This window comes from Citrobacter arsenatis (assembly GCF_004353845.1).
GTDB lineage: Bacteria > Pseudomonadota > Gammaproteobacteria > Enterobacterales > Enterobacteriaceae > Citrobacter > Citrobacter arsenatis.
This window is the reverse complement of record NZ_CP037864.1, coordinates 433,834-460,198: the sequence shown is the minus strand read 5'-3', so window position 1 is coordinate 460,198 and position 26,365 is coordinate 433,834. Positions and strand designations below refer to the sequence as shown.

The 26,365-nt window shown below is 52.1% G+C and carries 21 protein-coding genes; 14 read left to right on the top strand and 7 right to left on the bottom strand.

All coding sequences use genetic code 11. The features are described 5' to 3' along the window. Positions 1–19 precede the first annotated feature (19 nt). Entirely contained in the window at positions 20–1,666 is a 1,647-nt protein-coding gene (gene fumA, locus E1B03_RS03135) for a class I fumarate hydratase FumA (protein ID WP_016155418.1), read from the top strand. A 147-nt stretch (positions 1,667–1,813) separates the two neighbouring features. Continuing rightward, complete coding sequence (locus tag E1B03_RS03130; protein ID WP_103771896.1) at positions 1,814–2,431, top strand: DUF2238 domain-containing protein; 618 nt, start codon at positions 1,814–1,816, stop codon at positions 2,429–2,431. A gap of 26 nt (positions 2,432–2,457) precedes the next feature. Here E1B03_RS03130 and E1B03_RS03125 read toward each other — a convergent pair whose 3' ends face one another. From E1B03_RS03125 to melA, 3 genes are all read right to left on the bottom strand, one after another. Beyond that, positions 2,458–2,712, bottom strand: coding sequence for a SemiSWEET transporter (locus E1B03_RS03125; RefSeq protein ID WP_103771895.1), 255 nt, complete (start codon positions 2,710–2,712; stop codon positions 2,458–2,460). 2 nt (positions 2,713–2,714) lie between these two features. After that, the gene (gene melB / locus E1B03_RS03120) at positions 2,715–4,145 is read right to left on the bottom strand and encodes a melibiose:sodium transporter MelB (RefSeq protein WP_103771894.1); all 1,431 of its coding nucleotides are present in this window, start codon (positions 4,143–4,145) and stop codon (positions 2,715–2,717) included. A gap of 92 nt (positions 4,146–4,237) precedes the next feature. Beyond that, positions 4,238–5,593 (bottom strand): alpha-galactosidase, encoded by a 1,356-nt coding sequence (gene melA, locus E1B03_RS03115; protein ID WP_103771893.1) that lies wholly within the window; start codon positions 5,591–5,593, stop codon positions 4,238–4,240. A gap of 268 nt (positions 5,594–5,861) precedes the next feature. Between melA and melR the strand changes: the two genes are divergently transcribed. The 7 genes from melR to pmrB all read left to right on the top strand — a co-directional run bounded on the left by melR (position 5,862) and on the right by pmrB (position 15,381). Beyond that, entirely contained in the window at positions 5,862–6,794 is a 933-nt protein-coding gene (melR, locus tag E1B03_RS03110; protein WP_133085669.1) for a transcriptional regulator MelR, read from the top strand. A gap of 238 nt (positions 6,795–7,032) precedes the next feature. After that, positions 7,033–9,300, top strand: coding sequence for an arginine decarboxylase (gene adiA / locus E1B03_RS03105; RefSeq protein ID WP_133087189.1), 2,268 nt, complete (start codon positions 7,033–7,035; stop codon positions 9,298–9,300). Between the two features lie 314 nt (positions 9,301–9,614). After that, complete coding sequence (locus tag E1B03_RS03100; RefSeq protein WP_133087188.1) at positions 9,615–10,376, top strand: AraC family transcriptional regulator; 762 nt, start codon at positions 9,615–9,617, stop codon at positions 10,374–10,376. 127 nt (positions 10,377–10,503) lie between these two features. Continuing rightward, a complete protein-coding gene (gene adiC, locus E1B03_RS03095; protein ID WP_003031853.1) occupies positions 10,504–11,841 on the top strand; it encodes an arginine/agmatine antiporter in 1,338 nt (445 codons plus the stop codon). A 146-nt stretch (positions 11,842–11,987) separates the two neighbouring features. Then, positions 11,988–13,625: a phosphoethanolamine transferase EptA gene (eptA, locus tag E1B03_RS03090; protein WP_133085668.1), complete on the top strand. Its 1,638-nt coding sequence runs from the start codon at positions 11,988–11,990 to the stop codon at positions 13,623–13,625. A gap of 4 nt (positions 13,626–13,629) precedes the next feature. Next, a complete protein-coding gene (gene pmrA / locus E1B03_RS03085; protein ID WP_133085667.1) occupies positions 13,630–14,298 on the top strand; it encodes a two-component system response regulator PmrA in 669 nt (222 codons plus the stop codon). After that, a complete protein-coding gene (pmrB, locus tag E1B03_RS03080) occupies positions 14,299–15,381 on the top strand; it encodes a two-component system sensor histidine kinase PmrB (RefSeq protein ID WP_207949458.1) in 1,083 nt (360 codons plus the stop codon). It begins immediately after the preceding gene. Here the strand turns inward: pmrB and pmrR are convergent. Then, entirely contained in the window at positions 15,375–15,464 is a 90-nt protein-coding gene (gene pmrR, locus E1B03_RS03075) for an LpxT activity modulator PmrR (RefSeq protein ID WP_008321468.1), read from the bottom strand. The two genes, pmrB and pmrR, sit on opposite strands and share 7 nt — an antisense overlap. A 993-nt stretch (positions 15,465–16,457) precedes the next feature. Continuing rightward, positions 16,458–17,960, bottom strand: a complete 1,503-nt coding sequence (proP, locus tag E1B03_RS03070; RefSeq protein WP_103771888.1) for a glycine betaine/L-proline transporter ProP — start codon at positions 17,958–17,960, stop codon at positions 16,458–16,460. 700 nt (positions 17,961–18,660) lie between these two features. Between proP and kdgT the strand changes: the two genes are divergently transcribed. Further along, the gene (gene kdgT, locus E1B03_RS03065; RefSeq protein ID WP_003826735.1) at positions 18,661–19,659 is read left to right on the top strand and encodes a 2-keto-3-deoxygluconate transporter; all 999 of its coding nucleotides are present in this window, start codon (positions 18,661–18,663) and stop codon (positions 19,657–19,659) included. Between the two features lie 30 nt (positions 19,660–19,689). Here the strand turns inward: kdgT and E1B03_RS03060 are convergent, their stop codons facing one another. Continuing rightward, positions 19,690–20,583: a diguanylate cyclase regulator RdcB family protein gene (locus tag E1B03_RS03060; protein ID WP_103771886.1), complete on the bottom strand. Its 894-nt coding sequence runs from the start codon at positions 20,581–20,583 to the stop codon at positions 19,690–19,692. Then, entirely contained in the window at positions 20,580–22,937 is a 2,358-nt protein-coding gene (crfC, locus tag E1B03_RS03055; protein ID WP_103771885.1) for a clamp-binding protein CrfC, read from the bottom strand. Before crfC ends, E1B03_RS03060 begins: the two co-directional genes overlap by 4 nt. Positions 22,938–23,477: 540 nt before the next feature. Here crfC and E1B03_RS03050 point away from each other — a divergent pair. The 4 genes from E1B03_RS03050 to phnD all read left to right on the top strand — a co-directional run bounded on the left by E1B03_RS03050 (position 23,478) and on the right by phnD (position 26,361). Further along, positions 23,478–23,813 (top strand): zinc ribbon domain-containing protein YjdM, encoded by a 336-nt coding sequence (locus E1B03_RS03050; protein WP_003031835.1) that lies wholly within the window; start codon positions 23,478–23,480, stop codon positions 23,811–23,813. 139 nt (positions 23,814–23,952) lie between these two features. Further along, a complete protein-coding gene (yjdN, locus tag E1B03_RS03045) occupies positions 23,953–24,399 on the top strand; it encodes a VOC family metalloprotein YjdN (protein ID WP_103771884.1) in 447 nt (148 codons plus the stop codon). A 132-nt stretch (positions 24,400–24,531) separates the two neighbouring features. Continuing rightward, positions 24,532–25,320, top strand: coding sequence for a phosphonate ABC transporter ATP-binding protein (phnC, locus tag E1B03_RS03040; protein WP_103771883.1), 789 nt, complete (start codon positions 24,532–24,534; stop codon positions 25,318–25,320). Between the two features lie 24 nt (positions 25,321–25,344). Next, positions 25,345–26,361, top strand: coding sequence for a phosphonate ABC transporter substrate-binding protein (phnD, locus tag E1B03_RS03035; RefSeq protein WP_103771882.1), 1,017 nt, complete (start codon positions 25,345–25,347; stop codon positions 26,359–26,361). The last annotated feature ends 4 nt before the right edge of the window (positions 26,362–26,365 follow it).

Below are 26,365 nucleotides of genomic sequence, written 5' to 3'. Positions count from 1 at the left end.
ATGAAAAGGCTGGAAGCAAATGTCAAAAGTTGAATTCACTTACCAGGCAGCTTTCCCACTGGGGGAAGACAAAACTGAGTACTACCTGCTGACATCCGATCACGTCAGCGTCGGCGAGTTTGAAGGCGAAACAATCCTGAAAGTAGCCCCTGAAGCACTTACGCTACTGGCCCAGCAAGCCTTCCACGATGCCTCCTTCATGCTCCGCCCAGAACACCAACAGCAAGTCGCCTCAATTCTCCATGATCCCGAAGCCAGCGAAAACGACAAGTACGTGGCGCTGCAGTTCCTGAGAAACTCCGAAATCGCCGCTAAAGGCGTGTTGCCAACCTGCCAGGACACCGGTACGGCAATTATCATGGGTAAAAAAGGTCAACGCGTTTGGACCGGTGGCGGCGACGAAGCTGCCCTCTCCAAAGGCGTATTTAATACCTATATTGAAGATAACCTGCGCTACTCGCAAAACGCGGCGCTGGATATGTACAAAGAAGTGAATACCGGCACCAACCTGCCCGCGCAAATCGATCTGTACAGCGTGGACGGTGACGAATACAAATTCCTGTGCGTGGCCAAAGGCGGCGGTTCAGCGAACAAAACCTACCTGTATCAGGAAACCAAAGCGCTGCTGACTCCCGGCAAACTGAAAAACTTCCTGGTTGAGAAAATGCGTACGCTGGGTACCGCAGCTTGCCCGCCGTACCACATCGCATTCGTCATTGGCGGCACTTCAGCAGAAAGCACCCTTAAAACGGTGAAGCTGGCCAGCACGCACTACTATGACGCACTGCCTACTGAAGGTAATGCTCACGGCCAGGCGTTCCGCGATCTGCAACTGGAACAGGAACTGCTGGAAGAAGCGCAAAAACTCGGCCTCGGCGCTCAGTTCGGCGGGAAATACTTCGCACACGATATCCGCGTGATCCGCCTGCCTCGCCACGGCGCGTCCTGCCCAGTTGGTATGGGCGTCTCTTGCTCCGCAGACCGTAACATCAAGGCCAAAATTAACCGCGAAGGGATCTGGATCGAAAAACTGGAACATAACCCAGCTCAGTACATTCCGGAATCCCTGCGCCAGGCGGGTGAAGGTGAAGTGGTTAAAGTTGACCTTAACCGCCCAATGAAAGAGATCCTCGCCCAGCTCTCTCAGTACCCGGTTTCAACCCGTCTGTCGCTGAGCGGCACCATCATTGTTGGTCGCGATATTGCCCACGCGAAGCTAAAAGAACGTATTGAGTCCGGCGAAGGTCTGCCGCAGTACGTAAAAGATCATCCGATCTACTACGCGGGTCCGGCCAAAACGCCTGCGGGTTATCCGTCCGGCTCTTTAGGGCCAACCACCGCGGGTCGTATGGACTCCTATGTTGACCTGCTGCAGTCTCACGGCGGCAGCATGATCATGTTGGCAAAAGGTAACCGTAGCCAGCAGGTGACTGACGCCTGCCACAAACACGGCGGTTTCTATTTAGGCAGCATTGGCGGTCCGGCAGCGGTACTGGCGCAGCAGAGCATTAAACATCTGGAATGCGTGGAATACCCGGAGCTGGGTATGGAAGCTATCTGGAAAATCGAAGTAGAAGATTTCCCGGCTTTCATTCTGGTCGATGACAAAGGCAACGATTTCTTCCAGCAAATCGTCAGCAAACAATGCGCTAACTGCGCGAAGTAACCCATTCGGCCCGGCACTGGTCTGACACCTGTTTTTTGGCGTCAGTCCAGTGATCCCCCCGGGCCATCTTTATCCCCCCATTTACTGGCGTTGAATTTTTGCCGCTCACAGGGAATAGTAACCTTTTCCATGACTTGTGAATTCGCAATGCTCCGCACACTGAACTCCACCATTTTGTACTCTGGCGCGCTGCTGCTGGCGCTGATCCTTATCTACACCGGAATCTCTGCCTCGGAGAAAATCACCTGGCTGATGGAAGTCACGCCGGTCATTATTGTCGTCCCGCTGTTGCTGGCAACCATGAAGCGCTATCCGCTGACGCCATTGCTCTACACGCTCATTTTCTTGCACGCCATCATTCTGATGGTCGGCGGTATGTATACCTACGCCAAAGTCCCCGTCGGTTTTCAGGTTCAGGAATGGCTGGATCTCAGTCGTAACCCCTATGACAAACTGGGTCACTTCTTCCAGGGGCTGGTGCCTGCTCTGACGGCAAGAGAAATTTTAGTGCGCGGCAATATTGTTCGTGGTCGCAAGATGCTGGCATTTTTGGTCTGCTGCGTGGCGCTGGCAATTAGCGCAATGTATGAACTGATCGAATGGTGGGCGGCGCTGGCAATGGGTCAGGGAGCGGATGATTTTCTCGGTACGCAAGGCGACCCGTGGGATACCCAGTCGGATATGTTTTGCGCCCTGCTCGGCGCATTGACAACGGTGCTGGTATTGGCGGGCTGGCACAACAGACAGTTAAAGACTGCCGGATAGCGCTCACGCTTATCCGGCAGTCTGCCCTACCCATTACGAGATTTGATAACCAGAATCGGCAAGGCGAACAACAGTGTCAAAAAGTTCGCCATGCTGACGGCAGTATCCTCAATCAATAAGCCATAAATCAGCCACAAAACCAGCCCGCTCACAAACATCAGGTACATTAAACCAGAGATACCCTGCGTGTTACGGGTGGTAATGACCTTAATCGCTTGCGGTAAGAAAGAGAGCGTCGTCAGGCTAGCCGCCAAATACCCAATCCACGAATGCCATTCCATAGCTACGCCTTAATATCACCTGAGGCCACTACCGCAATCGCCGGGATATCCGGTTGCTCATGGTGCTGCGGCACCTTACGGTACTTATCCAACAAATGGATCTGGATCCTGCGCAGCGTGTCGCCGTTCAGTCGATAGAAGCGGAAATACAGGACCAAGGTCACCACAAAAAAGAGTGCGGGTAGTGCAATCATAATGAATTGCATGCCAACAATCGTTTCTGCGGACTGCGCGACATTCGGCGCGTAATTTATCACCCCGAGTATCACCGCAATAAAGAAAGCGGCAAATGCTGACCCTCCTTTTACCACCATCGTCTGTACCGAATAAGCGATACTTTCACAACGTACGTTAAGTTTGTATTCGCCGTAATCAACGGTATCCGCCACCATAATGACCTGCAACACCCAGAAAAGCGCTGAACCAATATTGAGTAATACACCAGCAATCACAATGAGGGAGATATTATGGAAACCGGCTAATGCCATCACCAGCAGCACGACACAGCTGAGTACCGGCAGTACTGATGCCCCGGCCCACAAGATCCGTCGTGACAACGCTTTTACCAGTCGAGGAAAGAAAATCAGCGTTAACAGGTTTGCCGCACCTGCGTAAGACATGTAGTACGGGAAGAGGCTTGCATCACCAATCACATAGGTAAAATAGTAAATGGCAAAACCAGCAATAATGTTGGCAGCAATGTTGTAAGCCAGCGCCATGCCCAGCAGGCAGGATAACTGGTCATTTTTATAGATAAGCCCAACGATAGCTTTCAGCCCAAGACGACTGCTGTTCGCCGTTGCATCATTATCTGACGAATAAACCTCATGCACATTACGCAGCGTAACCACGGTGGAAACGATAAAGAATGCAATCAGCACCAACGTAAACATCTGAAAACCAAAGCCGCGATCGGCTCCGCCAACATAGCTCACAAAGGGCAGCGTTACACCTGCGGTGACAAATCCAGCAAGGCTGGCGAAGAAACGGGGGAACGGCACCAGTTGTTCACGCTCGCGTTTATCCAGCGTAATGGTTGGCACCAGCGACCAGAATGGAATATCCATAATGGTGTAGGTCATTCCCCATAATATATATGTCACGCAGACAAATACGACTTGCGCAGTTCCCTCAAACAGATGTGCACTAAAAAGCAAAAACAGCACCAATGAGTTCGCCAGCGTACCGAGTAAGATCCAGGGTTTAAATTTTCCCCACCGCGACCGGGTGGCGTTCACAATCCAGCCCATGATGGGATCGTTAACCGCATCCCAGATCCTTGCCGCCAGGAACAACGTTCCGACCAGCCCCACCGATAATCCCACCACGTCGGTGTAGTAATACATCAGGTACATGTACACAATACCGATGGCGAAATCCTTACCAAACGCTCCAAATCCATAACTGAGTTTTGTTGTCAGAGAGATGCTCATAGGGTATCGGGTCGCTGTTACCAGCGCCCGCCTTCTGTAAGAGGAAACGTCAGAGGTTAAACGCCGGATGCTCTGCCCGGCGTGATTGTGTGTTAACGATGTAACCAGGCCGGCAACCAGTCGCCATGAGACGCGATCAGGTCGTCCACCAGCGCATAAATCTCCTCAATCCCCAATACCGCGGCGGTATGCGGATCCATCATCGCCGCATGATAAACGCGATCGCGATTTTCCGTGAGGATAGCTTCCGTCAGCAGAGTCTGAACATTGATATTGGTTTGCATCATGGCCGCCAAATGTGACGGAAGAGTCCCCACCTTCGTGGGCTGGATACCATTCGCATCGACCAGGCAAGCCACCTCCACGCAACAGCCTTGCGGCAGGTTATCGATCAGATGGTCATTACGAACGTTGCCATACACCACGCTCGGTTCACCGGTCCAGATAGCGTTCATGATAGTGCTGGCATATTCGCGCGACGGTTTAATATCGATTCGCGCCGCCGTTTTGTACTCCTCCAGCTCTTTATTCCAGTTCGCCAACTGCTCCACACAGCGTTTTGGGTACTCATCCAGAGGAACCTTATAGCGCTCAATCAGATCCTCACGCCCTGGCTTGATAAACCACGGCGTATATTCCGCAAAGTGCTCCGACGATTCGGTGACGAAATAGCCGAGCTTTTTGAACATTTCATAGCGCACAATGTTCTGACACCGGGTATTACCGTGAATATTTGGTTTCGGCGCCTGACCGGATTCATAGGCCGCCAGCAGCTCCGGATAGAGATTTACGTATGCGCCGTCAGCCGTTTGGCGCTCGAGTTCCAGATAAAACGCCATATGGTTGATCCCGGCGCTACGATAACGCAATGAGGCCGGGTCGATATTCAAATCGCGAGCCAGCTCCTCCGCGGTTCCCTGCACCGAGTGACACAGCCCAACTTGCTTAATATGCGGATAGCGTGCATACATTGCCCAGGTATTCATCGCCATCGGGTTAACGTAGTTAAGCATAGTGGCCTGCGGACAGACTTCGGTCATGTCCTCACAAATCTGCCATAAATGCGGGATGGTGCGCAGCGCGCGCATAATGCCGCCAGGCCCTAACGTGTCGGCAATCGTCTGCTCCAGACCATGACGTTTACACACCGCAAAATCGGTGACGGTACAAGGCTCATAACCGCCAATCTGGAAAGCAACCACCACAAAATCGGCATCCTGTAATGCCGCTTTTTGATCGGTGTAGCAGGTGATACGCCCGGACGCGCCCGCTGAGTCCATCAACTTACGCACGACAATGTGTGACTCTTCCAGCCGCGTAGGATTGACGTCCATCAGGGCGATATGGGCAGATTTCAGCGCATCGCGATGAAAAACGTCCCCGAGAATATTTTTGACGAAAATCGTAGAACCGGCGCCGATAAAGGTAATTTTGGGTGCAGACATCATGACTCTCCAGAACATTAGTGAACACAGTCATGGTGGCACAGCGTATAGCTGAAAACTTCCGACTTCCCTGGTGAGCATTCCCATAAACTCAGATCGCCTCTTTACCTGCTAGTGGATCTGAGTTTATGGGACAAAATTGCCCAAAAGCAGAGTATGCGGCCGCAAAATCTCGCTATGCTCAATGATATCGGTCCGATTTGTGTCCTGATTCTCAGCCGTAATGCGCAGCAAATGACATGATTCTGATAATTCAGGAAATGGAGCAACCATGAGTACATCACCGACATCACCTCTTCCCCCCGATCCGCACATGTGCAGTAGCGATGAAGAGCAAACCCGCAGCCCATTATCGCTGTACTCAGAATATCAACGGATGGATATCGAGCTGCGATCACCGCATGCTATGTCTACCAGTCACTGGCATGGGCAGGTGGAGATCAATGTGCCGTTCGATGGCGACGTTGAGTACCTAATCAACAACGAAGTGGTGCAAATAAAACAGGGACACATCACGCTATTCTGGGCCTGTACACCGCATCAGCTCACGCGTCCTGGCAGTTGCCAAAGCATGGCTATCTTCAATTTACCGATGCACCTTTTCCTCTCCTGGCCGCTGGATCGCGAACTGATCAATCACGTTACCCATGGCATGGTCATCAAATCGCTGGCGTCACAGCAGTTGAGCACTTTTGAAGTTCAGCGCTGGCAGCAGGAGTTGAGCAACCCGAACGAACAAATCCGCCAGCTCGCCATTGATGAAATTGGTCTGATGCTCAAGCGCTTTAGCCTTTCCGGCTGGCAGCCTATCCTGGTCAATAAAACGTCGTGGACGCACAAAAACAGCGTGTCACGGCACGCCCAGTTTTACGTCAGCCAAATGCTGAGTTTTATTGCTGATAACTACGATCAGGCGCTCACGATCAACGACGTCGCGGAGCACGTGAAGCTCAATGCCAACTACGCGATGGGGATTTTCCAGCGCGTGATGCAACTCACCATGAAGCAGTACATCACTGCAATGCGGATCAACCACGTCCGTGCGTTGCTTAGCGATACCGATAAAACCATTCTCGACGTCGCGTTGACCGCCGGGTTCCGATCCAGCAGCCGTTTTTATGACACCTTCAGCAAATTTGTCGGTATGTCACCGCAGCAGTACCGTAAACTGAGCCAGCAGCGTCGGCAGACAATGGCTGGTTGAATAGCATTCGCCAATATCAGTATCAGCCAAAAAAATATTCCCCCTGTCGATAAACGGCGGTGAAAAACCGCCAACAAGCAAACCCAACCCTTTGTTTAAAAACAAATTAAACACAAATCAGTCTATTTTTCACCCGCTTTACAGCGCATTTTGTCAGGATAATACTTGCCTGCGTCACATTCATACGGTGTGTCTGCAATCCATAAATTGCAACCTTTCCACAACCGGGTAAAAGATGATGAAAGTATTAATTGTTGAAAGTGAGTTTCTGCATCAGGACACCTGGGTCGGTAGCGCTGTCGAACGTCTGGCTGACGCATTAAGCCGCCAAAATGTTACCGTCATTAAGTCCACCTCATTCGACGATGGTTACGCAATCCTCGCCGCCAATGAAGCCATTGATTGCCTGATGTTCAGCTATCAAATGGAACAACAAGACGAACACCTGAACGTCAGGCAATTGATCGGCAAGCTCCACGAGCGCCAGCAAAATGTTCCCGTTTTCCTGCTGGGCGATCGCGAAAAAGCCACCGCATCGCTGGATCGCGACCTGCTGGAGCTTGTCGATGAATTCGCCTGGATTCTGGAAGATACCGCAGACTTTATCGCCGGGCGTGCCGTTGCGGCGATGACCCGTTACCGCCAGCAGCTTCTGCCGCCGCTGTTTAGCGCGCTGATGAAGTACGGCGACATCCATGAATACTCCTGGGCCGCACCAGGCCACCAGGGCGGCGTCGGATTCACTAAAACACCGGCTGGCCGTTTTTACCATGATTACTACGGCGAAAACTTATTCCGTAGCGACATGGGTATCGAACGCGCATCGCTCGGCTCGCTGCTGGATCACACTGGCGCGTTTGGCGAGAGCGAAAAATATGCCGCCCGCGTGTTTGGCGCTGATCGTTCATGGTCCGTAGTGGTCGGGACTTCCGGCTCTAACCGCACCATTATGCAGGCTTGCATGACCGACAACGACGTCGTGGTGCTGGATCGTAACTGCCACAAATCTATTGAGCAGGGGCTGATCCTTACCGGGGCAAAACCGGTATACATGGTGCCAAGCCGCAACCGGTACGGCATTATCGGGCCTATCTACCCGCAGGAAATGCAGCCTGAAACGTTACAGAAAAAAATCAGCGAAAGCCCGCTAACCAAAGGCAAAGCCGGGCAAAAACCGTCTTACAGCGTGGTGACCAACTGCACCTACGACGGTGTCTGCTATAACGCCAAAGAGGCCCAGGATCTGCTCGCGCAAACCAGCGATCGCATCCACTTCGATGAGGCCTGGTACGGCTATGCCCGCTTCAATCCAATTTATGCCGATCACTATGCCATGCGTGGCGCGCCGGGCGATCATAACGGTCCTACCGTGTTTGCCACCCACTCGACCCACAAACTGCTGAATGCGCTCTCTCAGGCATCTTACATTCACGTCCGTGAAGGTCGTGGGGCTGTGAACTTCTCCCGCTTTAACCAGGCGTACATGATGCACGCCACCACCTCTCCGCTGTATGCCATCTGCGCATCAAACGACGTGGCGGTCTCCATGATGGACGGCAACAGCGGTCTGTCGCTGACTCAGGAAGTGATCGACGAAGCGGTCGATTTCCGTCAGGCCATGGCACGGTTGTATAAAGAATTCACCGCCGAAGGCGACTGGTTCTTCAAACCGTGGAACAAAGAAGTGGTAACCGATCCGCAGACCGGCAAAACCTATGACTTTGCCGATGCGCCAACCCAACTCCTGACCACTGACCAGAACTGCTGGGTGATGCGTCCGGGTGAATCCTGGCACGGGTTTAAAGACCTGCCGGATAACTGGAGCATGCTGGACCCGATCAAAGTCAGTATTCTGGCGCCGGGGATGGGCGACGATGGCGAACTGGAAGAGAGCGGCGTACCGGCAGCACTGGTCACCGCCTGGCTTGGCCGCCACGGTATCGTGCCGACCCGTACCACCGATTTCCAGATTATGTTCCTGTTCTCAATGGGGATTACCCGTGGGAAATGGGGCACGCTAATCAACACCTTGTGCTCATTCAAACACCATTACGATGCCAATACACCGCTGGCGCAGGTGATGCCAGAACTGGTTGAGGAACATCCTGACACTTACGCCAACATGGGCATTCACGATCTGGGCGACACCATGTTCGCCTGGCTAAAAGAGAACAACCCAGGCGCCCGACTCAACGCGGCCTACTCCGGCCTGCCTGTTGCTGAAATCACCCCGCGTGAAGCCTATAACGCGATCGTCAGCGATAACGTTGAGATGGTGGCCATTGAAAATCTGCCGGGTCGTATAGCGGCGAATTCCGTGATTCCTTACCCACCAGGAATTCCAATGCTGCTGTCCGGGGAAAACTTTGGCGATGCCAATAGCCCGCAGATTAGTTATCTACGTTCGTTGCAGTCCTGGGACCATCACTTCCCTGGATTTGAACATGAAACCGAAGGAACGGAAATTATTGACGGTGTGTATCACGTCATGTGCGTGAAAGCATAATGTCGTTTTATAGATAGTCCGATGTTTAGGGTAGACATGTCATGCTTGAGTAATTCCTGAGTATTGCTGCAAAACAATAACATTGTCATACCTTTTTGCGCGGGACCACCCCGCGCTTTTTTTATACGCAAATAGCACGTTTCCACTTGCGTACAAAATTGTGTACATAAGAAAAATCCCGCAACCATTGTAATTAATTTCAGACACGTTATTTTATTGCAGTCCTGGTTTCATCATACAATTTCAATTTAGCCGATATGGTTCATCTGATGATGGGCTACGGTGTTTTATGTTCATATTCCTGGAGTTTGGGTATGAGGGTTTGCAGCAGAGCAGCTTGTGTTGTTGTATTAACGGAGAAGGATGTTTGGTTAAGGATTAACGGTAAAGAAGCCATCAGCTTAAAAGCTAATCATATGGCACTGGTAGCGTGTGATAATAATATTATCGATTTCTCATCGCTTAATAACGCACTGGTCGTACATATCAGTCGCGATATCATTAAAGACTATCTACGTTTTTTGAATAAAGACCTTTCACAGATCCCAATCTGGCAACGGAGTGCCAACCCAGTGATGACCGCCGCGTGTCTGACGCCGGATGTCTTCCGGGTGGCCGCCCAGCATAGCGTTATGGACACAGTGGACGAAGGTGAAAGTGAGCGTACGCGCTCGCTACTGTTCACGGTATTATCACGCTTTCTCGGCAGCAAAAAGTTTATTTCTCTGCTCATGCATATACTACGCAGTTGTATCAGCGACAGCGTCTATCACATTATTGAGAGCGATATACATAAAGACTGGAATTTAAGCATGGTCGCCAGTTGCTTATGCCTGAGTCCCAGTTTGTTAAAGAAAAAGCTCAAAAGTGAAAATACAAGTTATAGCCAAATAATTACCACGTGTCGCATGCGTTATGCTGTCAATCAATTATTGATGGACGGCAAGAACATTTCCCAGGTCTCTCAACTGTGCGGATATAACAGTACTTCATACTTTATTTCTGTATTCAAAGAGTTCTACGGGATGACGCCTCTGCATTATGTCAGTCAACATAGGGAGCCATCCGCTGCCTGATTTTTAATCAGATAGCGATAAGCCATAATAATATCAGCATTAGCGATACCCCCAGTCCGTCACCATAAAATAGTCTTCTGAAGAGGTATGATTAGGCGTCATTTATCCTTATCAGGAGTTAAAAAATATGTCGACGGATGCTGATGCTCACAAAGTGGGCTTAATCCCCGTCACCCTTATGGTGTCGGGGAATATTATGGGTTCCGGTGTATTCCTGCTACCCGCAAACCTTGCGTCAACTGGCGGGATTGCAATCTACGGATGGTTGGTCACTATTATCGGTGCTTTAGCGCTGTCGATGGTGTATGCAAAAATGTCGTCCTTAGACTCCAGTCCCGGTGGTTCTTACGCTTATGCCCGCCGCTGTTTCGGTCCTTTCCTGGGCTATCAGACCAACGTGCTGTACTGGCTGGCGTGCTGGATTGGTAACATCGCCATGGTGGTCATTGGCGTCGGATACCTGAGCTACTTCTTCCCCATCTTAAAAGATCCGCTGGTCCTGACGCTGACCTGCGTCGTCGTACTGTGGATCTTCGTATTGCTGAACATTGTCGGGCCGAAAATGATCACCCGTGTACAGGCCGTCGCAACGGTACTGGCGCTGGTGCCAATTGTAGGTATTGCCGTCTTCGGCTGGTTCTGGTTCCGCGGTGAAACCTACATGGCGGCATGGAACGTCAGCGGCATGAACACCTTTGGCGCGATTCAAAGCACTCTGAACGTCACCTTGTGGTCATTTATCGGGGTAGAAAGCGCTTCCGTCGCGGCAGGCGTGGTTAAAAATCCCAAACGTAACGTGCCTATCGCCACTATGGGCGGCGTGCTGATTGCCGCCGTTTGCTATGTGCTCTCCACCACAGCGATTATGGGTATGATCCCTAACGCCGCGCTGCGCGTTTCAGCCTCTCCGTTCGGCGATGCCGCACGCATGGCGCTGGGTGACACCGCAGGGGCGATTGTCTCCTTCTGTGCCGCTGCCGGGTGTCTTGGTTCTCTGGGCGGCTGGACGCTGCTTGCCGGGCAAACCGCCAAAGCAGCAGCCGATGACGGTCTGTTCCCACCGATTTTTGCCCGCGTTAACAAAGCCGGTACGCCGGTAGCTGGGTTAATTATCGTCGGCATCCTGATGACCATCTTCCAGTTCAGCAGCATGTCGCCGAACGCCGCGAAAGAGTTTGGTCTGGTCTCTTCGGTCTCCGTTATCTTCACCCTGGTGCCATATCTGTATACCTGCGCCGCGCTGCTGCTGCTCGGCCATGGTCACTTTGGTAAAGCGCGCCCGATGTACCTACTGGTAACCTTTATCGCCTTTGTCTACTGCATCTGGGCGGTTGTCGGTTCTGGTGCCAAAGAGGTAATGTGGTCGTTCGTCACGCTGATGATCATCACCGCGCTGTATGCACTTAACTACAATCGGATCCATAAAAACCCGTATCCACTGGATGCCCCGGTAAACAATAATTAACGCCGGCAATCATCGTTGCCCGATGGCGTTAGTTCATCGGGCAGACGTTCTCCCACTGCTATTCTTGAAATCAACATTAAGAACTTAAGGTTGGCTTAACTTTACTTTGAGAGGATTTGCGCCACTTAGTCGATGGAACCCCCTTAATGTTAAAGCTCCTGTTTAAAAGGCCTGCTCTCGGGCTCATCAGCTGGCTTCTGCTGATCTCATTTTATCTTGCAACCTTTCTGAACATTGCGTTCTATAAACAAGTGCTGCAAGACCTGCCTCTGGATTCCATGCGTAACGTACTGGTGTTTTTGTCGATGCCGGTGGTTGCGTTTAGCGTCATGAACATCGTACTGACGCTGGCCTCATTCCTGTGGCTTAATCGCCTGGTGGCCTGCATTTTCATTCTGGTTGGCGCCTCGGCCCAATATTTCATCATGACCTACGGCATCATCATCGACCGCTCGATGATCGCCAATATGATGGACACCACGCCCGCCGAAACCTTTGCTTTGCTGACGCCGCAAATGCTCATCACGATCGGGGTGAGCGGTATTCTGGCCGCGCTCATTGCCTGCTGGGTAAGAATCAACCCCATTACTCCGGCGCTGCGCAGCGTGCTGTTCCGTGGCGCGAACATTCTGGTCTCCGCGCTGCTGATCGTGCTGGTCGCCGCGTTCTTCTATAAAGATTACGCCTCACTGTTTCGCAACAACAAAGAACTGGTGAAATCCCTCAGTCCATCCAACAGCATTGTGGCGACGTCGTCCTGGTATTCGCACCAGAGATTGGCCCATCTTCCGCTGGTGCGCATTGGCGAAGATGCACATCGTAATCCGATGATGGTGAAAGAAAAGCGTAAGAATCTGACGATTGTAGTTCTTGGCGAGACCTCACGCGGCGACAACTTCTCGCTGTCCGGCTATTCGCGCCAGACCAACCCGCTGCTGGAAAAAGATGATGTGGTCTATTTCCCTCGCACCACGTCCTGCGGTACGGCCACGGCAGTATCCGTGCCCTGTATGTTCTCCGATATGCCGCGCGCGCACTACGATGAAGAACTGGCGCAGCATCAGGAAGGCGTACTCGACATCATCCAGCGGGCGGGAATTAACGTGCTGTGGAATGATAACGACGGTGGATGTAAAGGAGCCTGCGATCGAGTGCCGCACCAGAATATGACTCAGCTTAACCTGCCAGGACAGTGTATTGACGGTGAATGCTACGACGACGTGCTGTTCCACGGGCTGAAAGAGTACATCAATAACCTGCAAGGCGACGGCGTGATTGTGCTGCATACTATCGGCAGCCACGGTCCGACCTATTACAACCGCTATCCTGCGCAGTTCAAGAAATTTACGCCAACCTGCGACACCAACGAAATCCAGACCTGTTCGCAGCAACAACTGGTGAATACTTACGACAACACCATTCTTTACGTTGACTATATTGTTGATAAAGCAATCAATATACTAAAAGCGCATCAGGATAATTTCACCACCAGCCTGGTGTATCTTTCCGATCACGGCGAATCCTTAGGGGAAAATGGCGTCTATTTGCACGGCCTGCCGTATTCGATTGCGCCAGATACGCAAAAACATGTGCCGATGCTGCTGTGGCTCTCAGAGGATTATCAGCAACGTTATCAGGTCTCTCAGACATGTTTGCAAAAACGGGCAAGCTCAGAAGATTTCTCACAGGATAATCTCTTCTCCACCCTGCTGGGATTAACGGGCGTGCAAACACAGAAATATCAGGCGGCAGATGATATTCTGCAACCCTGCCGGGGAGGCTAAACGAATGAAAATCCTGATTGTTGAAGACGATACGTTGTTATTACAGGGACTGATACTCGCCGCGCAAACAGAAGGTTATGCCTGCGACGGCGTATCAACGGCCCGTGCAGCAGAGCAATGCCTGGAGACCGGACATTACAGTCTGGTGGTTCTGGACCTGGGTTTACCGGATGAAGACGGCCTGCATTTCCTGAACCGGATCCGACAGAAAAAATACACCGTGCCGGTACTTATCCTCACCGCACGCGACACGGTGAAAGACCGGGTCAGCGGACTGGACGTGGGTGCTGATGACTATCTGGTTAAACCGTTCGCGCTGGAAGAATTGCACGCCCGCATCCGGGCGCTGCTGCGTCGTCATAACAATCAGGGTGAAAATGAGTTAATTGTCAGCAACCTGACGCTAAATATCGGTCGTCGCCAGGTGTGGATGGATGGACAAGAAGTCGTTTTAACGCCGAAAGAATACGCGCTTCTGTCACGCCTGATGCTCAAAGCAGGCAGCCCGGTACACCGGGAAATCCTGTATAACGACATCTACAACTGGGATAACGAACCGTCGACCAATACGCTGGAAGTGCACATTCATAACCTACGCGATAAAGTCGGGAAATCACGCATCCGCACGGTCAGGGGATTTGGCTATATGCTGGTTGCCACTGAGGAAAGCTAAGTGAAGCTGCTGCGATATCTAAAACAACCGCTCCCCCTTCGTCATCGCCTGATGCTGACGATTGGTCTTATTCTGCTGGTCTTTCAATTGATTAGCACCTTTTGGCTGTGGCACGAAAGTACCGAGCAAATACAGTTATTCGAGCAGGCGTTACGCGAAAATCGTAACAACGATCGCCACATCATGCATGAGATCCGCGAGGCCATCGCCAGCCTGATCGTCCCCGGCATCTTTATGGTCAGCCTGACGCTGCTGATTTGCTACCAGGCGGTGCGGCGCATAACTCGTCCGCTGGCCGTTCTGCAAAAAGAGTTAGAAGCACGAGCAGCCGATAACCTGGCCCCAATTGAAATTCACAGTTCCACCGTTGAGATCCAGGCGGTCGTCTCGGCGCTCAACGAGTTGGTGACGCGGCTCACCACCACTATCGAAAACGAACGCTTATTTACCGCCGATGTCGCCCACGAACTGCGCACACCGTTGTCAGGCGTTCGCCTGCATCTGGAATTACTGTCAAAAACCCATAAGGTCGACGTTTCGCCGCTAATTGCCCGCCTTGATCAAATGATGGACAGCGTGTCGCAACTGCTGCAACTCGCCCGCGTCGGACAGTCGTTTTCTGCCGGGAGCTACCAGCACGTCAAACTGCTGGAGGACGTTATTCTGCCCTCTTATGACGAACTCAGCACCATGCTGGACCAGCGCCAGCAGACGCTGCTCCTGCCGCAAAGCGCGGCGGATGTTGTCGTACGTGGCGATGCTACGCTATTGCGAATGCTGCTGCGAAACCTGGTGGAGAATGCGCATCGTTACAGCCCGGAAGGCACTAATATTACGATTAGCCTGGATACCGAGCATGATGCCGTCCTGACCGTCGAAGATGAAGGGCCAGGCATTGATGAAAGTAAATGCGGGGAACTGAGCAAAGCGTTTGTGCGTATGGACAGCCGTTTTGGCGGGATTGGGCTGGGGCTGAGCATTGTCAGTCGTATCACCCAGTTACATCTCGGGCATTTCTATTTGCAAAATCGTCAGGGAACCGGCGGTACTCGCGCCTGGGTGGAATTAGCGAAAGCTCAGTAAGAACTCACCCACACGTACAAAAAGCTGCTGACGATCAGCAGGCTGCACACGGTGGTCAAACTTTCATAAATGCGGGTTTTCATGACACTCTCCTCCGAAACTATGGAGGAGAGTTTGCCTGACACAGATTAAGCCAACCTTAAGTCGATATCATAAGACGCCTTATCCGGCCTACAGAGTACAACACTGCCCGTAGGCCTGATAAACGCAGTGCCATCAGGTAAGTCTGGCTAAACGCCGGATGACGGCTGACGCCTTATCCGGCCTACAGAGTACAACACTGCCCGTAGGCCTGATAAACGTAGTGCCATCAGGCAACTCTGGCTATGCGCCGGATGACGGCTGACGCCTTATCCGGCCTACAGAGTACAACGCTGCCCGTAGGCCTGATAAACGCAGTGCCATCAGGCAACTCTGGCTATGCGCCGGATGACGGCTGACGCCTTATCCGGCCTACAGAGTACAACGCTGCCCGTAGGCCTGATAAACGCAGTGCCATCAGGCAACTCTGGCTATGCGCCGGATGACGGCTGACGCCTTATCCGGCCTACAGAGTACAACGCTGCCCGTAGGCCTGATAAACGCAGTGCCATCAGGCAACTCTGGCTATGCGCCGGATGACGGCTGACGCCTTATCCGGCCTACAGAGTACAACGCTGCCCGTAGGCCTGATAAACGTAGTGCCATCAGGCAACTCTGGCTATGCGCCGGATGACGGCTGACGCCTTATCCGGCCTACAGAGTACAACACTGCCCGTAGGCCTGATAAACGCAGTGCCACAGGCAACTCTGGCTATACGCCGGATGACGGCTGACGCCTTATCCGGCCTACAGAGTACAACACTGCCCGTAGGCCTGATAAACGTAGTGCCACAGGCAACTCTGGCTATACGCCGGATGACGGCTGACGCCTTATCCGGCCTACAGAGTACAACACTGCCCGTAGGCCTGATAAACGCAGTGCCACAGGCAACTCTGGCTATACGACGGATGACGGCTGACGCCTTATCCGGCCTACTTAAGTACAACGCTACCCGTAGGCCTGATAAACGTAGTGCCATCAGGCAATGGCACGATTACTCATCGATACGCGGATGCTGCTGCACCAGGCGCGTACGCTTGAGCTGCAGCTCAGCAATTTCCTGATCGATATCTTCGATTTTCTGCTCGATATTATCGTAGTGCTCGCCGAGGATCTCTTTCGCTTCCTGAATATCCGAAGCGGCAGGCGTGGCCCCTTTCAGCGGCTGATTGGCGGTCTCTTTCATGGTCACGCCAGTAATTAAACCAATCACCGCAATCACCATCAGATAATAAGCAGGCATCATCAGATTCTGCGAGCTTTCCACCAGCCATGCGGCCAATGTCGGAGTCAGACCGGCGATCAATACCGAGATATTAAACGCGGCGGCCAGCGCACTGTAGCGAATATGCGTCGGGAACATCGCCGGTAACGTTGACGCCATCACCCCGGTAAAGCAGTTGAGGATCACCGCCAGCATCAGCAACCCGGCGAAAATCAGGCCGATAACGTTACTGTTAATCAGAATAAATGCCGGAATCGCCAGCACAAACAGCGCAATACTGCCCATGATCACAAACGGACGGCGCCCGAAACGGTCGCTGAGCAAACCCATAATCGGCTGCACAAACAGCATCCCAATCATGATGGCGATAATAATCAACACGCCGTGGTCTTCAGAGTAATGCAGGTTATGCGATAGATAGCTCGGCATATAAGTGAGCAGCATGTAGTAGGTGACGTTGGTGGAAATCACCAGACCAACACATGCCAACAGGCTGCGCCAGTGCTTGGTCGCAATCTCTTTAAACGAGACTTTAGGACCTTCCTGCAGACCCTGACGATCGCCCTGCTCCAGTTTATCCACGTGCTGCTGGAACGCCGGTGTCTCTTCCAGCGCATGGCGCAGGTACAGACCAATCAGCCCTAACGGTAGCGCCAGGAAGAACGGAATACGCCAGCCCCACTCAAGGAAGTTATCCTCGCCGACGATAGTTGAGATCAGGACCACCACGCCCGCACCCAGCACAAACCCGGCAATTGAGCCGAAGTCCAGCCAGCTGCCCATAAATCCGCGCTTACGGTCTGGCGAGTACTCTGCGACAAAAATCGACGCCCCGGTGTACTCTCCGCCGACCGAGAATCCCTGCGCCATCTTACACAGCAACAGCAGAATCGGTGCCCAGATACCAATCGAGGCATACGAGGGAATAAGACCGATACAGAAGGTACTGATCGACATAATCACTATGGTGATAGCGAGGATCTTCTGGCGACCATATTTATCGCCGAGCATACCGAAGAACAATCCGCCAAGCGGTCGAATCAGAAAGGGAACAGAGAAAGTAGCGAGTGCGGCAACCATCTGCACGCTGGGGTCAGCCCCCGGGAAGAACACTTTACCTAATGCGTAAGCAACAAACCCATAAACACCAAAATCAAACCACTCCATCGCATTACCTAACGACGCTGCGGTAATGGCTTTTCGCAATTTACCGTCATCAATGATGGTAACGTCGCGCAGCGTTATTGGTTTTATTTTTTTCCTTTTTAGCATACTCGTCCTCATAGACTTAGCCCTGTCACGCTACAGTTCGAGTCCCCCAACGCCACATGCGTCAAGGTCATCACCGAGCGGGGAACGCACAGGCGCATTCCCTGTAACAAGCGTAGCAGGTTTACTTACACTGACGAGAAACGTGCAGTACAACCGAACCTGTTGACGCCTGATTGGGCGGTTAATGACCTCTTTACCCTAACAGTGTTTAAATTTGTGATCAACTTCACATATAGCTTTTCATTTCGTCAACATGCGTAAATCAGGTCATTCTGAGTCAACTTTTTTACATGTCATGCTTGCGATTTACTGACAATTAAATACAAGAATAAATCGCTTTATTGCACCAACAATCACAGCAGTCACTATTATTCTGCTAGCCAAAAAAACACCTAATCCCTTCACAAAAAGATCACAGCTTTTTTAATAATCAGAGCACCTGAGAAGTTTTGCTCGGAATATGTGATGAAGATAACTAAAACATCGTTTTATTTTGATTGAATCAATGTTCCTATGAATGCAAACTAATTCCAGACGCAATATCCCTGGGAGCAGCAACACGCTCAACGTATGCCGCGTTAGATTTTATAAAACAATGAGATAGCGATTCTCTTTGTTAAGAGATACCAGTAACCATTTGAATTTATTAATCTTTACCTTCTTGCGCGAGTATTAGCAGCGACAAGACATGAGGACGTTTATGAAAATTAAAGCCACGATTGAACGCATCCCCGGCGGAATGATGTTGATTCCTCTGTTATTAGGCGCAGTGTTAAATACGTTAGCTCCGGATACCGGTGCGTATTTCGGTTCGTTTACCAAAGGAATGATCAGCGGAACGGTACCGATTCTGGCAGTGTGGTTTTTTTGTATCGGCGCATCTATTGATTTGCGAGCTACCGGCACGGTATTACGCAAGTCCGGTACGTTGGTAATAACCAAAATAGCCGTGGCGTGGGTAGTGGCAATGATTGCTGCTTCATTTATTCCTGATACCGGTATTCAAACCGGGTTCTTTGCCGGTCTTTCCGTGCTGGCAATTGTTTCAGCTATGGACATGACTAACGGTGGTCTGTACGCCAGCCTGATGAACCAGTACGGCACGAAAGAAGAGTCCGGCGCATTCGTGTTGATGTCTCTGGAATCCGGTCCGTTAATGACCATGGTGATCCTCGGCTCCGCGGGTCTGGCCTCCTTTGAGCCACACCATTTTATCGGCGCAGTATTACCGTTCCTGATTGGTTTTACATTGGGTAACCTGGATCACGACCTGCGTTCTTTCTTCAGCAAAGCCACACCGGTGCTGATTCCGTTCTTCGGTTTCGCGTTGGGTAACACCATTAACCTGAGCGTGATCGTTGATACCGGTCTGCTGGGTATCCTGCTGGGTGTCGCGGTTATCGTCATCACTGGGATCCCGCTGATTATTGCTGACCGCGTTATCGGCGGCGGGAACGGTACGGCGGGCGTGGCAGCCTCTTCTGCAGCAGGCGCTGCGGTAGCAAACCCGGTGATTATCGCCCAGATTAACCCAGCGTTCGAACCGGTTGCCGCATCCGCTACGGCGCTGGTTGCCGCCAGCGTGATTGTCACCGCTATTCTGGTGCCGATTATCACCGCGCTGTATGCCAAACGTTTTAATAAGAACCTGGTCGCCAACGAAGCGGTGGCCACCCCGGCAGACTCCCTGCACCACTAAGCCTGCCTTTATCCTACTCACCGCCCTTGCTCAATTGACGAGCAGGGGCGGTGCAAAAATCTCCTCAACCATCGCATCAACCAGCCGTTTCGCCGAACACAATCGCGGCATTCCCAGCGCCACATTTTGCCAACGCTGCGTCACCGACCAGCTCACCGGATGACGCTGCGCATCGCACCAGTCCCCCAGCCAGCTCAACATATCGTTATGCTCGCCCGAGCCGCCAACAGCAGGCGTGCTGAGCCAATGATGATAGTAATGGCGCGTGGCAGGTGCTGCATTTACGCTGTCCGCCAGCGCCTGAGCGGCCATGGTGCGCAGGTTATCTGTTAGCATTGACACCACATCGGCATTCGCTAACCGGCAAGCGTCACCGAAGGCTCCCCAGCGCAGTTCCTCCAGCGCAACAAAACAGCGTCCGGGCAACGACCAACCGTCATACGCGCCAGCCCGCCAGCGGGTAAAAATTTGCTCGCTGTGTTCGCCAGCTTGCACCGTCAGGCCGCGTTGTGTCACGGCTTTCTCTTTATAAGCGCCACGCTGGGTAAACCAGTCGGTGAGCGCACTCACCTGCTGCATCAGACCGGGCGTGGAGAGTCCACGTGGGTGTTCGGTTTGCTGTAAAAGCATCAACCCTTCGGCAATACGCACCAGCGCTAAATGGCCTGGGTCAATCATACCCGCCAGCTTCTCCACCAGCTTGAGACGCATCACCAGATGCTCGCTGGACACTCCCGCCATCACCCACGCACGCAGTTGCGTCTGGGATAACACCTCCTGCGTCAGGCGCGCGCGCAGCCGCTGCTGCTGTTGCAGAAAACCGCCGGAACGTTTGGTTTCATCTCCCTGAACCAGATCGACCATAAACTTCGGGTAGACGCACTCCAGCGTCCGCCCGGGGCCTTCCAGTAACACGTTAGTCATGTGTGCTCGGTTGCAAAAAGGGTATTGATATCGTCGCGCAGCAAGCGGGAATCTTCATAAAGCCATGCCGCAGTCGTAATGCGGTGCTGCAGCTGTTCGTTCAAGGCATTCACCGCAGATTCATTTTGCTGGCGCAGGGTCAGGCTCTCACGCAGGCTTGCCTGTAATTGCGTCAAACACAGTGAGAAATCAGCAAAAAATGTGGCCATGCCTGCCGTAACGGAAATATCGACCTGAGCAGCTAAAGCTTTACGAATTTGTTGGCAAAACTGGGTGACGTAGTGCACGAGGTTCTTATGCAGTGCGCCCATATCAATGAGATAACGCGTTTTTGTTTCGACGTAATCATTCCATCCCCAGTTGGGTTGGTTCAGCCAACGGGAGAAAGTGTCACGCACCACACCGCCAGTAGACGGCGCGTTTTCTGCCGGAATATCCTGCTCAATGGCCTCGTTGAACAACTGGCGGGTATTGAAGTTAAACATCGCCGCATGAAACGCAGGAAAACGGATCCGCGCACGAAACCCGGCGTGGTTCAGCTCCTCTTTCACCCGCTGTTCAATGGGGCGCATGGCGTCATTAAGCGCCCGGGACAGCGTCGACTCCAGCTGTTCAAAGCGCAGTGCTAAATCCCGGCTGATGCTTTCCTGCGCCGCCAGCAAGACGACCTCACAGGACGATCGCATTTTATCCAGCACGATTTTCGCTTGCCCTTCATCGTGCAGCACCAGCATTTCTCCGGCCATTTCTGCCGAGGAAACGCCAGCCCCCAGACCATGTTGTGACATCATCAGGACGTTTTCTTTAACAAAAAACGTGTTGATGCCGCACAGAATCTCAGTCTGTTGCTCATTGAGATAAACCGCAGCAGCATCCAGCGCCAGCTCTACCTCATGGCTGACTTCATCACTCACCCGCCCCTGGCTCACTTCTAACTGCTGCATATCGTCTTCAATATGCGTGATGTTCAGCCGCAGTTTTTCATAGGCGACCGTTAACCCGTGGGCGCGAAACTCCAGATATTCGTGCGCGCTTTGCGCATAGTTTAATAATTTATGCGATGCCGAACGCAGCGCATACAGTGAAGCATTGGCGTAAGCGGCATGAATCACTTTCTGGATCGGCTGCTCAAACAGCGAATCTTCCCACAACAGATCGGCGGCATGGCGGATGTGTTCCGTATCGTCAAGATCGGTGGTGCGCCAGCGTCTACCAAGCGCCGCTTCGGCAAAATCCTGTACCCAGCGTTGCACCTGATGGTCAGGCAACCGCCCGCGGGTCGTCAGCTCATGACGCGCCCTGTTCGCCAGATACCCCCACATAGAGGAAACCGGATAAATTCGCTCCGGGGCAATGCCACCTTGCATCAGCGTGCCGGAAATTAACGCCCGTACCTGTTCTTCATCATCACTGTTGCGGTCTTTCTGATCGAACTTGTTCACCAGCGCGTATAACGGCACTGACTTACCGACCGCCATAATCGCCTGACGCACTTCTTCATCGGAAATTGACTTCAGTTGGGTGTAATCCATCACCGCCAGCACTGCAGAGGCCCGCGCCAGCTGTTCATTCAGCATCTTTTGTAAGTGCGGTTGCCCGGCCTCATTTGGCCCCGGCGTATCCAACAACGTTAATTGCCCCGGATAGCTCGCCTGTCCGGCTAAATGGACAAACTCAACCTCAATAACCGGAATATGCTCAATCGCGGCATAGGCGGCAAAAGGAAAATCAACATCCAATGCTTTTGACAGGCGTACCAGGTCGTTCAGGCTTTTAAGGCAATGGAAAATAGGCTGGGCGCCAAGATAATACCGTTCAAATGCCACACCGTTTTCAATATGCTGCAGCAGGACATTCATATCCTTATCAATTTCCAGCGTCTGCGTAAGACGCTGGCGATCGCACTCGCGCACGCGCTGCTGTAAAACCTTCATTAAGGCATCGATCGGCGCAACATGTGAGAAATGCAGGACCGGCTCTTTCTGTCCCGGCGTATGGCGAATTAGCGTCGGTAACGCCGTCATCGGGCGATTACGGTTAGGTAACACTTCTGTTCCCACAATCGCGTTAATCGTCGTCGATTTTCCCGCTTTCATGGTGCCGACAATCGCCAGCACCATTTCCAGACGGGTAATCTTGCGCAACTCATTATTGAGCGTTGCTTGCTGGACATCCATGCCACGCGCGCTGAAATGCAGGGGCTGAACAACCTGACTGCTATGCTCTCCTTGTTTTAGCGCGACATCATCCAACGACGTCATAGGCAATTTTTGCAATTGCCTGAGATGTTCAAGCGAGAGCATCAGCAAGCGTTCCGCTTCCTGACTTAATTCATATATTGTCTGTGTGTGCATGGAAAATCTTTCCTTAACGCAAATGGCATTGCTTTTATTTAGCCCAATCGTTTTATTTATAGATTTTTTGGCTTTTATAATTACGTGTGGAAATAATTAAAATCAAAACAACCAGTTGATATTATTAAAATAAATTTGGCGCATAACTGCTGGCCTGATGCCTCTCACTTATGTAATAAGTAAGAAAAATAAACAGCGTAGTTCAGTTTTAAAAAATGCCAGCGTAATTCCCCTACTAAAATTAAGGGGGTTAGTGATATTCAATCACAATGACTTAGGCATCCGTAAGCAACGTTACCTATGAATATCAGATATTTCGCCTCACCTTATCTTAAATAACTTAGCGTAGCAATTTCCCTTAAAAAATATTCCTCCATACTTTCATTGAGGTGAAAGCAATGGTTCTTTACAGCAGATCATTTTGCGTAATCGCGCAGTAGTCCCGACAAATGCAGGGATTTTATGTATAATTGCGGCCTTTTTCGGCAATCTGCCATTTTTTGGGCGCATTTGCCCCTGCTGACTTTTGAGGAAATCCACATGTCATTACCACACTGCCCACAATGCAACTCCGAATACACTTACGAAGATAACGGCATGTTCATCTGCCCGGAATGCGCTCACGAATGGAACGATGCTGAACCGGCGCAGGACAGCGACGAACTGATCGTTAAAGATGCCAACGGCAACCTGCTGGCTGACGGCGACAGCGTTACCGTAGTGAAAGACCTGAAGGTAAAAGGTAGCTCTTCCATGCTGAAGATCGGTACCAAAGTCAAAAACATTCGTCTGGTTGAAGGCGACCATAACATCGATTGCAAAATCGATGGCTTTGGCCCAATGAAGCTGAAATCTGAGTTTGTGAAAAAGAACTGATGCAAATTGCCTGATGGCGCTACGCTAATCAGGCTTGTGCCAGCTCATCTGTCAGGCGGGAAGCTCATACTTCCCGCCTGGTTTATTTGTGCAGACCATAACTACACTTAACTGGCTTCTTTTACCTGAGGTACAGATTATGCCGTTAAGTCCCTACATCTCCTTTGCAGGCAACTGCGCTGACGCTATCGCCTACTATCAAAAAACGTTAGGCGCTGAGCTACTCTACAAAATCAACTTCGGTGAAATGCCCAAATCGGCGCAGGACAGCGAAGAAGGTTGCCCTTCAGGCATGAAATTCCCCGACACCGCCATTGCTCACGCCAATCTGCGCGTGGCGGGCAGCGACATCATGATGAGCGATAGCGCCCCCGACGGAAAGGCTCACTACTCTGGCTTTACGCTGGTACTCGACACGCAAAACGTCGACGAAGGCAAGCGCTGGTTTGATAACCTGGCAGCAAACGGAAAAATCGAAATGGACTGGCAGGAAACCTTCTGGGCCCACGGTTTCGGCAAAGTAAGCGACCAGTACGGCGTGCCATGGATGATCAACGTCGTCAAACAGCAGCAACCTACAGAGTAATCCAACGGGAGGCCCGCCCTCCCGTACTGTCATCAAAAATCGCTCAACTCTTCATCACTGAGTAACCATCCCTTAACGAAAACGTCACATTGATCCGCCACGATGGGGCCACTTTTTTAGGGAGGCCGCATCATGCAAACGATTATTCGCGTCGAAAAACTCTCCAAGTCCTTCAATCAACATCAGGCGCTCAATGCGGTTGATCTGAACATCTGTTCTGGTGAGATGGTAGCTCTGCTTGGGCCGTCTGGCTCCGGCAAATCCACCCTTTTACGTCATTTAAGCGGTTTGATCACCGGAGATAAATCACCCGGTAGCCACGTCGAGCTGCTGGGTCGCACCGTTCAACATGAAGGTCGCCTGGCGCGCGATATCCGCAAAAGCCGCGCCCACACCGGCTACATCTTCCAGCAGTTCAATCTGGTAAACCGCCTGACGGTGCTGGAGAACGTCCTGATTGGCGCACTCGGCAGCACGCCATTCTGGCGCACCTGTTTTAGCTGGTTTAGCCAGGAACAGAAACAGCGCGCATTACAGGCGCTGACCCGCGTTGGCATGGCGCACTTTGCATACCAGCGCGTTTCCACGCTTTCAGGCGGGCAGCAGCAGCGCGTCGCTATTGCCCGCGCGCTGATGCAGCAGGCCAAAGTGATCCTTGCCGACGAGCCGATAGCCTCGCTGGACCCGGAATCCGCGCGCATCGTAATGGATACCCTGCGCGACATTAACCAGACCGACGGCATCACCGTGGTCGTCACGCTGCATCAGGTGGATTACGCCCTACGCTACTGCGAACGCATTGTCGCGCTGCGCCAGGGCAACGTCTTCTTTGACGGCAGCAGCCAGCATTTTGATAACGATCGTTTTGACCATCTCTACCGCAGCATGAATCGCGTCGAACAGAACGCACAGGCTGCTTAACTTTGCCCGAACTGAGGAATAAACATGAATTACAAGGCCGTTGCCGCGCTGGCGTTTACCAGCATGTTCAGCATCAGCACCTTGTTAAGCCCGGCGCATGCCGAAGAACAAGAGAAAGCGCTGAACTTTGGCATTATTTCGACCGAATCACAGCAAAACCTGAAGCCACAGTGGGAACCGTTCCTGAAGGACATGGAAAAATCGCTGGGCGTGAAAGTAAACGCCTTCTTCGCCCCGGACTACGCCGGGATCATCCAGGGCATGCGCTTTAACAAAGTCGATATCGCCTGGTACGGCAACCTCTCGGCAATGGAAGCGGTGGATCGCGCTAACGGACAAGTGTTTGCCCAGACCGTCGCCGCCGACGGATCCCCGGGTTACTGGAGCGTGTTGATCGTTAACAAAGACAGTCCGATCAACAACCTGAACGATCTGATCGCCAAACGCAAGGATCTGACCTTCGGCAACGGCGATCCCAACTCCACTTCAGGCTTCCTCGTCCCCGGCTACTACGTCTTCGCCAAAAACAACATCTCCGCCAGCGACTTCAAACGCACCGTTAACGCCGGACACGAAACCAACGCGCTGGCCGTCGCCAACAAACAGGTCGATGTCGCCACCAACAACACCGAAAACCTCGACAAGCTGAAAACTTCCGCACCGGACAAGCTGAAAGAGCTGAAGGTTATCTGGAAGTCACCGCTGATCCCGGGCGATCCGATCGTCTGGCGCAAAAATCTCTCCGAAGCCACCAAGGACAAGGTGTACGACTTCTTTATGAATTACGGCAAAACGCCGGAGCAGAAAACCGTACTGGAGCGTCTGGGCTGGGCGCCGTTCCGTGCCTCCAGCGACCTACAACTGGTCCCCATTCGTCAACTGGCACTGTTTAAAGAGATGCAGGGCGTGAAGGACAACAAAGGGCTGAACGAGGAAGAGAAAACCAGCAAAACCTCGGCGCTGAAAGCACAGCTCGACGACCTGGACCGTCTGACCGCCGCACTGGGCGCTATGACCAGCGTCAGCAAAGCGGTGCAGTAAACCT

Bases quoted from the DNA above. Each gene is read 5' to 3' on its own strand.
- melB (WP_103771894.1), bottom strand. From the start codon at position 4,145: ATGAGCATCTCTCTGACAACAAAACTCAGTTATGGATTTGGAGCGTTT.
- fumA (WP_016155418.1), top strand. From the start codon at position 20: ATGTCAAAAGTTGAATTCACTTACCAGGCAGCTTTCCCACTGGGGGAA.
- phnD (WP_103771882.1), top strand. From the start codon at position 25,345: ATGAATTACAAGGCCGTTGCCGCGCTGGCGTTTACCAGCATGTTCAGC.
- E1B03_RS03100 (WP_133087188.1), top strand. From the start codon at position 9,615: ATGAGGGTTTGCAGCAGAGCAGCTTGTGTTGTTGTATTAACGGAGAAG.
- pmrR (WP_008321468.1), bottom strand. From the start codon at position 15,464: ATGAAAACCCGCATTTATGAAAGTTTGACCACCGTGTGCAGCCTGCTG.
- yjdN (WP_103771884.1), top strand. From the start codon at position 23,953: ATGCCGTTAAGTCCCTACATCTCCTTTGCAGGCAACTGCGCTGACGCT.
- phnC (WP_103771883.1), top strand. From the start codon at position 24,532: ATGCAAACGATTATTCGCGTCGAAAAACTCTCCAAGTCCTTCAATCAA.
- melA (WP_103771893.1), bottom strand. From the start codon at position 5,593: ATGATGTCTGCACCCAAAATTACCTTTATCGGCGCCGGTTCTACGATT.
- E1B03_RS03050 (WP_003031835.1), top strand. From the start codon at position 23,478: ATGTCATTACCACACTGCCCACAATGCAACTCCGAATACACTTACGAA.
- E1B03_RS03060 (WP_103771886.1), bottom strand. From the start codon at position 20,583: ATGACTAACGTGTTACTGGAAGGCCCCGGGCGGACGCTGGAGTGCGTC.
- crfC (WP_103771885.1), bottom strand. From the start codon at position 22,937: ATGCACACACAGACAATATATGAATTAAGTCAGGAAGCGGAACGCTTG.
- adiC (WP_003031853.1), top strand. From the start codon at position 10,504: ATGTCGACGGATGCTGATGCTCACAAAGTGGGCTTAATCCCCGTCACC.
- melR (WP_133085669.1), top strand. From the start codon at position 5,862: ATGAGTACATCACCGACATCACCTCTTCCCCCCGATCCGCACATGTGC.
- adiA (WP_133087189.1), top strand. From the start codon at position 7,033: ATGAAAGTATTAATTGTTGAAAGTGAGTTTCTGCATCAGGACACCTGG.
- E1B03_RS03130 (WP_103771896.1), top strand. From the start codon at position 1,814: ATGCTCCGCACACTGAACTCCACCATTTTGTACTCTGGCGCGCTGCTG.
- kdgT (WP_003826735.1), top strand. From the start codon at position 18,661: ATGAAAATTAAAGCCACGATTGAACGCATCCCCGGCGGAATGATGTTG.
- E1B03_RS03125 (WP_103771895.1), bottom strand. From the start codon at position 2,712: ATGGAATGGCATTCGTGGATTGGGTATTTGGCGGCTAGCCTGACGACG.
- pmrA (WP_133085667.1), top strand. From the start codon at position 13,630: ATGAAAATCCTGATTGTTGAAGACGATACGTTGTTATTACAGGGACTG.
- proP (WP_103771888.1), bottom strand. From the start codon at position 17,960: ATGCTAAAAAGGAAAAAAATAAAACCAATAACGCTGCGCGACGTTACC.
- eptA (WP_133085668.1), top strand. From the start codon at position 11,988: ATGTTAAAGCTCCTGTTTAAAAGGCCTGCTCTCGGGCTCATCAGCTGG.